The organism is Herminiimonas sp. CN, assembly GCF_000622895.1.
In the GTDB taxonomy this organism is placed as follows: domain Bacteria; phylum Pseudomonadota; class Gammaproteobacteria; order Burkholderiales; family Burkholderiaceae_D; genus AVCC01.
The window spans coordinates 1-6,650 of sequence record NZ_AVCC01000124.1 but is presented as its reverse complement, the minus strand read 5'-3'; the positions used below and the strand labels follow the sequence as shown (position 1 = coordinate 6,650).

The window sequence follows — 6,650 nt, the reverse complement described above, 5'->3', positions numbered from 1 at the left end:
CGCGATCAATCCCAATAGAAATTTTTTCATTTTATGTCTCCGTAGTATCCCAATGCTTTCACATTAGAGGTTTGTGAATTTATGATTTTCTTGCAGAAGTTAATGATTTTTAATGCTTTTGTTTGGCCTTAAGGTGGCCTTAAGGGGTTTGGAACAGATTGACAAAGGTCAGGCCATTCCACCACAGTGACCGGATAGCTGCGCACGCGCATGCCTTCGAGCATACCCATCACCAGAGAGCCGCCGCCATGCGGGCACCCACTGGAGGCACGACACCCGGGACCGAGCCCCTGGCTGACGTCATTGCCAGGAGCCATCGCGTGATACCCGCCACCGGGCGCGGCGTACGGTCCACGCGACCCGAATTTTGACGGCTTACCTTGCTGCATCGGTGCTCAGGTGGCCTTCGACGATGGGCGGCGCCACATCCAGCTTCACATCGGAGATCTTCGCCACATCTGCGTCATAAGTGCGCATTGCGATGAGATAAAGCACCGCGGCCAATATGCTGGCCAGCGGAACGACTGCCAGTGCCTGCTGCAAACCCCATTTGTCGGACAAGACACCCGTCAGGAACGGCCCCACGGCGAAGCCAAGCAGGTTCAGCGTCACGGCGAGTACGGCCGCGCCGGTAGAACGCATACCCGGGTGAATGACGTCCATGGCAATACCGGTGGTTATACCGATGATGGAATTCATGAAGAAGCCACCAAAGACGATTAGCTTGAACTGTGCATCACCCGTGTAGCTGCCGCCAAACGCGACCATGAAGATCACCGAGGTGGCCAAGCACAGCACGGACAGCAAGGGCAGCTTGTTGCGCGGCTGGCGACGTGCCAGGCGGTCCACCACGACGGCCCAGAACAGGACTCCAAGAGCGCTGACGAATATCACCAATGCCGTGTGCTTGGCTGCATCTGCCGGGAGCATGCCGTGGACACGGTTCAGGAAGCTGGTCAGCCACGACGTGACGGCCGACATCGTCACCAGTTGCATCGCCCCTGCGATGCAGACCCACAATAACGTGCGCGTGCGCGCCAGCGTACCAAAGATGTGCTTGAGAGTTCCACCCAGAGACTCGCGGCTCGCTTGGCTCACTTGGCTCTTTGGCTTCAGTGCCACCGTCTTGTAGTCGCGCACGAACATATAGAGCAGCGCCAACACAAGTCCCGGTATACCGACCGCACCAAAGGCGGCCTTCCAGCCCCAGTGGGCCGCGATCACCCCCCCCAACGCCACGCCCAGCACCGAGCCAAACGATCCGGCAGCGAAGAAGGCGCCGAGCACGGCACTGCGCAAGCGTTTGGGAAACAGTGTCGAGATAAGGGCAGACCCCACCGAGCCATAGCCGGTTTCGCCAGCTCCCACCATCGCACGCGCCACAAACAATTGGGTGTAATTGGTCGTGAACATGCACGAGATGCTGGCCAAGCTCCATACGCTGGCCATGACAACGATGCTCTTCACACGGCTGAAGCGGTCTGCCAGCAGCGCCACCGGTATTCCGCCCGCTGCCACCACGATGGAAATAACGGAAACCAGGGAACCCAATTGTTTGTCGCTCAGGTGCCATGCGGCCTTGATGTAGGGAAACAGCGAGACGATTACCTGCCGGTCAATGTAATCGAACAGCATGAGCGTGAAGGTCATGGCAAAGGCAAACCAGGCCTGCTTTTTGCCGGCCAAGTAGCCGTCTTGCGGATCTGTGCTGCTGTGGATAGGGGTCATGCTTGTCTCCTTATGTTTTTTAAGCCTTGCTTTAAACGGCTCTTAACTTGCGGTTCGGGGGAAGCGGTTCTTGGCCAGGGCTTCCTCCACGCTGTCATAATGCTTGCCGATGCGGCAGAATGAGCGCGATCGGCGTCGCTATTCTGCGTAACCCAAAGTCAGTAGTCTCTTCACTCTATCCCCTTCGAATTGGTTTTGTTGATTGAGCGGCGACGAGCCAGCTACTTGTTTTCGTTATAAAACACATTAATTCCGGACCCCGTGGCGAGCAATGCAATCGTTACGTTGTGCCATGCCAAACGAGAATATCATCGGCCCAAGAGGGACCATCAGCACCCAAATGGTCCCGGTCACCTGCAAGAAAATTTTTCACCCGTCTCGCCTTGAATCAGCAATCCGGCTAGGAGCCTGCGCGCCAGAGCGCTTTTGTCCGGCGCTCGGCGTGGCTGGACGCAATTCTTGATGCTGAGACCGTCGCAATTGGCTTCAGCGTCTTGGAAAGTGGTTTATACGAAGCGCGCCGCGACGCCGTGCGGTGCCACACTGGCCGTAACTAGCGCCACTTCTGCTGCCAAACGTTGCATAATTTGTTCATCCGCCGCAAATTCAATGCGGCGCACACGAGTTTCAACTCAACGCAGACCTTGTCCAGACCACGCACGCCAAATTGTCAGAATCCGACGATGTGCTTGATCCAACCATTGGGCGGTTCGACGATAGCCTTGCGTCTTCGGTATGCCGCCCGTACGCGTTCGGTAGCCAGCTTGTTCGTCATTGCGACGGGGTGTGGGTTCTTCTTTGTGTCGATCTTCAAAGCTATACCTTCTTCGCGCCCCAGCGCCACGATAATCTCGGTCGGGTGGCTGGCCAGTTCCGCGAACACCTTTTCTGCGCGTCGGTCCCACAGTTTTTTGACGGCCGCCAGCAGAACCGGTAAGCGGTCGCTGTCGGAGGCGTTGTTGCTCGGTTCCGCCGCGACGATGATCTGGACATGGGCGTCGACCGCCGTATGACCGTTGTAGCATTGGTCGAAGCCGCCGGCGCGCTTCATGAGGCGACTTTTCAGGGGCGATAAAATCGTCCTGGGTATTTTCCTCCGGGGTGCCGAAATCCCGGCTATAGCGATTTCCACCGCCCTTGGGCTTGCCGTCTTTATCGCACAGAATGTGCTCATCGCCTTCCGCGCGCCCCCTGCGGTCCTTGGAGAAGTTGGGTAGTTTGTCGTCATCCGTTTACCCTTGATAATTGGATGGCACGGCTGCGCTTCTGCCGCGCAGCCTCCCAGGCTATTCCGCATTGGAATAAATCACGGCATCAAGTTAATTGCTCCACTGGCGGCAGAGCGGTACTGTCGTTCATCAAATAGTTGTTGTACCGCCCGCCAGATCCACGGGCAGATATCGATGGCCACTCGAAAAAGGTAGTGCGTCCGGTATCTCCCAGGAAGGCATTGAGTGATGAACGAGGAGCTTCCATGAACAAGATATTCAATCTTCTGTATGACCTAAAAGCAGGTTCGCTGTCCCTGCTGCGAATGACAATGAGTAACAAGGAGGTGATTTGATATGACCGGACCTCTCGCCGGGTTGCGTGTGCTTGACATCGCAACCATCATTGCCGCCCCTACTGCCGCCGCACTGCTCGGCGATTACGGGGCGGATGTAGTAAAAGTCGAGCTGCCAGGCGATGGTGACGGTGCACGTAGTCTCCCGCCGTTCAAGAGCGGCAAGCCGATCTGGTGGAAAGTACTCAATCGGAACAAGAAATGCGTCTCACTCGACCTGAGACAGCGCGAAGGTGCCGAATTGTTCTTGCAACTCCTGCCGCATTTCGATGTGCTGATCGAGAATTTCCGGCCAGGCACGCTCGACCGCTGGGGTTTGACTGCGGAGCAGATGTGGGCGGTCCAGCCGCGTCTCGTCATTCTGCGCGCGACAGGTTTTGGTCAGACCGGTCCCTATCGCGACCGGCCTGGCTTCGCGCGCATCTTTGAGGCAATGGGCGGCCTCGCGCACATCACCGGCGAATCTGACGGCGAGCCAATACATGCCGGCTATCCTATCGGTGATGCAGTCGGCGGCCTGTTCGGCGCGATCGGCGTCTTGGCTGCTTGCTGGAAGCGCGCGCGCGACCCCGATGCGCCGGGCGAGGAAATCGACCTGTCCATGACGGAAGCAACCCTGAAGCTGGTCGATAACCTAGCAATCAAGTATGACCAGTTAGGCGAGATTCAGGGACGGATAGGTAACTCCAACCAGTTTTCGGCGCCTTCTGCTGTGTATAAGACACGAGACAATCGCTGGGTGTCGCTCGCAGGCTCGACAGGCCCGCTTTTCGGAAACAACTGCCGCGCCATCGAACGCCCCGATATCATTGATGATCCGCGCTTCGCAAATAATGCAATGCGTGTCGAACACCAAAAGGAATTATCTGGAATCTTCAGTGCGTGGTGCGCGGAACATACGCTGGAAGAAATCCTGTCGGCCTTCGAGCGCGAGGGGGGCACGATAGCGCCTGTTTATTCGATCGATCAGGTGTTCACCGATCCGCAGATGCAGGCACGCGAGGCAATTACCTCTGTGCCGGATGCCGACTTCGGCAGTGTGCGCATGCAAAATGTGGTACCTCGCTTTAAGAACGATCCTGGCGCTATTCGCTCGACCGGTGGCTCGCTCGGACAGAACAATGCGGAAGTCTATGGCGATTTGCTGGGCATCTCCGCGTCTGAGCAGGAACGTCTGCGCGCCAAAGGCATTATTTAGACAGAAAGTCTCAGTGACCCCGCGTTGTGACTTGCGACGTCGGGGTGATTCTTTCAATTCCTCTCTATTTTCCCTAATGTGAATATCATGAAAGTACTTGTTGCCGTGAAGCGCGTTGTCGACTACAACGTGAAAATTTCTGTTAAATCGGATGGCTCTGGCGTAGACATCGCCAATGTCAAAATGAGCATGAACCCATTCGATGAAATTGGTGTTGAAGAAGCGGTCAGACTCAAGGAGCAAGGCACTGTCACCGAGGTAATTGCGGTTTCATGTGGGACGACCCAGTGCCAGGAAACCTTGCGGACGGCTCTGGCGATTGGTGCCGACCGCGCTATCCTGATTAATACCGATGTAGAGCTACAGCCGCTGGCCGTGGCAAATCTGTTGAACGGCTTGATCAAGCGAGAACAGCCCGGTCTGATCATCCTCGGCAAGCAAGCCATTGACGACGACTGCAATCAAACAGGCCAGATGCTGGCCGCGCTGGCCGATTTGCCGCAGGCCACCTGTGCTTCCAAAGTGCATTTAATGGATGGCGCTGCGACGGTCACTCGCGAAGTGGACGGTGGCCTCGAAACGCTCAAGCTCACGCTCCCTGCAGTTGTAACCACAGACCTTCGTTTGAACGAACCACGTTACATTACGCTACCCAACATCATGAAAGCCAAGAAGAAGCCGTTAGAGGTCATCACGCCTGCCGATCTCGGCGTGGATGTGAGGCCCCGCTTGACTACCCTCCGGGTTAGCGAACCGGCCAAGCGGTCGGCGGGCATCAAAGTGCCTGATGTAGCAACGCTAGTCGCCAAGTTGCGAGACGAAGCCAAAATCATCTGAGGAACTCAAATTGCCCGGCATCACCACCGGGCTCAACTCTCTGTTTTTTTACCTCGCCCTGCACCGGGTCGATTGGGTTTCCGTTCACAGTTGATGCTAAACGCAACGCGCTTCCAAACAAACGGGGCCGCTGAGGTGTACTGTCAACTATGGACACTCTTGTTTTAAGCTACCAGCGCTTGTTTGAAGGTTTCTGCAAACAGTGCCGGCGTGATATGTACCGACCCTGCGCCGTCAATTCTGGCTGCAGTCGACGCACGCCATAGGTTTCGCGGCTCTGCCGATGCACAGCCTTGATCGCCACCTTGAGCCGCTCGTCATCTTTCTGACGCTTCGAAGGCTTGCGTTCCAGCCATTCCAGTCATGCATAGAACCCACTGCGCGAGACGCTAAAAACGCGACACAGAAACAAACGGAATGCTCTGTCCCATGTTCGTCCAGAACTGCTTGAGCAACAGCCGGAAGCGCTTCTTGAGCCGCTCGTCTCGGAAATTGCAGGCGGCATTTTCTTTGTCCATCCATGTCTGCTCGCCTTCCGAGGACGCCGGACGACGAGGTAGGGAATCGCCTGGTGTTCCCTTTGTCGTCATTTGATTGCGATCAAATTCCTCATGCGGAAAAATTAACAGAACTGCCGAAGGTATACAAGAAATTTGCGGGTAATCGAAAGCTTGATGAGGCGCTTACCCACGCTTCGCAGCGGCCACCCAATTGGCCAACGTACCTTTGGGAACCGCAAGACGTCGACCGGCTTCTTCCAGTGACAAGCCCTGCGCCAATACCGTCTTTACGGCTTCCTCCCGAGGCCCAGGTGTATAACTTCTTAAATTCGCTTTTGCCATGATTTCTCCCGTTGGTGAGTTTATCAAACAGGAATGTCTGAAAAAATCAGGCTACTTCATATCGTCAGAGGCAATCCGAAATAGTGCATTCAACGCGCACCTATGCCATGCTGGACGGAACGACCACGCATTCCGCGGAAATTACTGACTCTGTTCAGAAATATGTTGTGAGCGAACTGCCATCGCTTCGAGGCTCTCAATCAACCGCTTGGCGGCGGCACTCAAATAGCCGCCGCCGCGATATACCACGCCGACCACCCGTTCCGAGCGCCAATCGTCAGGCATCCCGACGATCGCGCCAAGGGTGGCCACCGGCAAGTAATTCAGGCTCGATGCCGGCAGCAACGCAAGAAGATTCAGGGTTGGACCCAGTCCGGCCCAGCCGGCGACCGAATCCAGTGAGATGGTGGGAACGGGGGGCTGCAAGTCACGTTGCCGGAATTGATTTTCGAACCATTCACGCGTACTTTCCCCTTCAACC

General features: G+C 56.1%; 7 protein-coding genes and 1 pseudogene. 2 read left to right on the top strand and 6 right to left on the bottom strand.

Annotation, left to right across the window (positions count from 1 at the left end; translation table 11 throughout):
* Nucleotides 1–375 precede the first annotated feature (375 nt).
* Together HMCN_RS0116705 and HMCN_RS18410 are read right to left on the bottom strand one after the other, a co-directional pair.
* Complete coding sequence (locus HMCN_RS0116705) at nucleotides 376–1,728, bottom strand: MFS transporter (RefSeq protein WP_025918451.1); 1,353 nt, start codon at nucleotides 1,726–1,728, stop codon at nucleotides 376–378.
* A gap of 670 nt (nucleotides 1,729–2,398) precedes the next feature.
* Nucleotides 2,399–2,779 carry a hypothetical protein gene (locus HMCN_RS18410; protein WP_025918450.1) on the bottom strand — a complete coding sequence of 127 codons (381 nt, stop codon included), beginning with the start codon at nucleotides 2,777–2,779 and terminating at the stop codon, nucleotides 2,399–2,401.
* A 514-nt stretch (nucleotides 2,780–3,293) separates the two neighbouring features.
* Here HMCN_RS18410 and HMCN_RS0116685 point away from each other — a divergent pair.
* Both HMCN_RS0116685 and HMCN_RS0116680 read left to right on the top strand, forming a co-directional pair.
* Nucleotides 3,294–4,490 (top strand): CaiB/BaiF CoA-transferase family protein, encoded by a 1,197-nt coding sequence (locus HMCN_RS0116685; RefSeq protein WP_025918449.1) that lies wholly within the window; start codon nucleotides 3,294–3,296, stop codon nucleotides 4,488–4,490.
* A gap of 87 nt (nucleotides 4,491–4,577) precedes the next feature.
* Entirely contained in the window at nucleotides 4,578–5,327 is a 750-nt protein-coding gene (locus HMCN_RS0116680; protein ID WP_025918448.1) for an electron transfer flavoprotein subunit beta/FixA family protein, read from the top strand.
* A 169-nt stretch (nucleotides 5,328–5,496) separates the two neighbouring features.
* Here HMCN_RS0116680 and HMCN_RS19955 read toward each other — a convergent pair whose 3' ends face one another.
* The 4 genes and pseudogenes from HMCN_RS19955 to HMCN_RS18030 form a co-directional block, all read right to left on the bottom strand.
* Entirely contained in the window at nucleotides 5,497–5,679 is a 183-nt protein-coding gene (locus tag HMCN_RS19955; protein ID WP_369792190.1) for an IS3 family transposase, read from the bottom strand.
* A 37-nt stretch (nucleotides 5,680–5,716) separates the two neighbouring features.
* A complete protein-coding gene (locus HMCN_RS19510; RefSeq protein ID WP_155837615.1) occupies nucleotides 5,717–5,845 on the bottom strand; it encodes a transposase DNA-binding-containing protein in 129 nt (42 codons plus the stop codon).
* Nucleotides 5,846–6,010: 165 nt separating this feature from the next.
* On the bottom strand, nucleotides 6,011–6,169 hold the full coding sequence (locus HMCN_RS19505; RefSeq protein ID WP_155837614.1) for a transposase: 159 nt from the start codon (nucleotides 6,167–6,169) through the stop codon (nucleotides 6,011–6,013).
* Between the two features lie 141 nt (nucleotides 6,170–6,310).
* Nucleotides 6,311–6,650 (bottom strand): annotated as a pseudogene (locus HMCN_RS18030) (hypothetical protein); the annotation flags it as partial.

Excerpts from the sequence above, each read along its gene's own strand:
- HMCN_RS19505 (WP_155837614.1), bottom strand. The coding sequence starts at position 6,169 with ATGGCAAAAGCGAATTTAAGAAGTTATACACCTGGGCCTCGGGAGGAA.
- HMCN_RS0116705 (WP_025918451.1), bottom strand. The coding sequence starts at position 1,728 with ATGACCCCTATCCACAGCAGCACAGATCCGCAAGACGGCTACTTGGCC.
- HMCN_RS0116685 (WP_025918449.1), top strand. The coding sequence starts at position 3,294 with ATGACCGGACCTCTCGCCGGGTTGCGTGTGCTTGACATCGCAACCATC.
- HMCN_RS19510 (WP_155837615.1), bottom strand. The coding sequence starts at position 5,845 with ATGGACAAAGAAAATGCCGCCTGCAATTTCCGAGACGAGCGGCTCAAG.
- HMCN_RS0116680 (WP_025918448.1), top strand. The coding sequence starts at position 4,578 with ATGAAAGTACTTGTTGCCGTGAAGCGCGTTGTCGACTACAACGTGAAA.
- HMCN_RS18410 (WP_025918450.1), bottom strand. The coding sequence starts at position 2,779 with ATGAAGCGCGCCGGCGGCTTCGACCAATGCTACAACGGTCATACGGCG.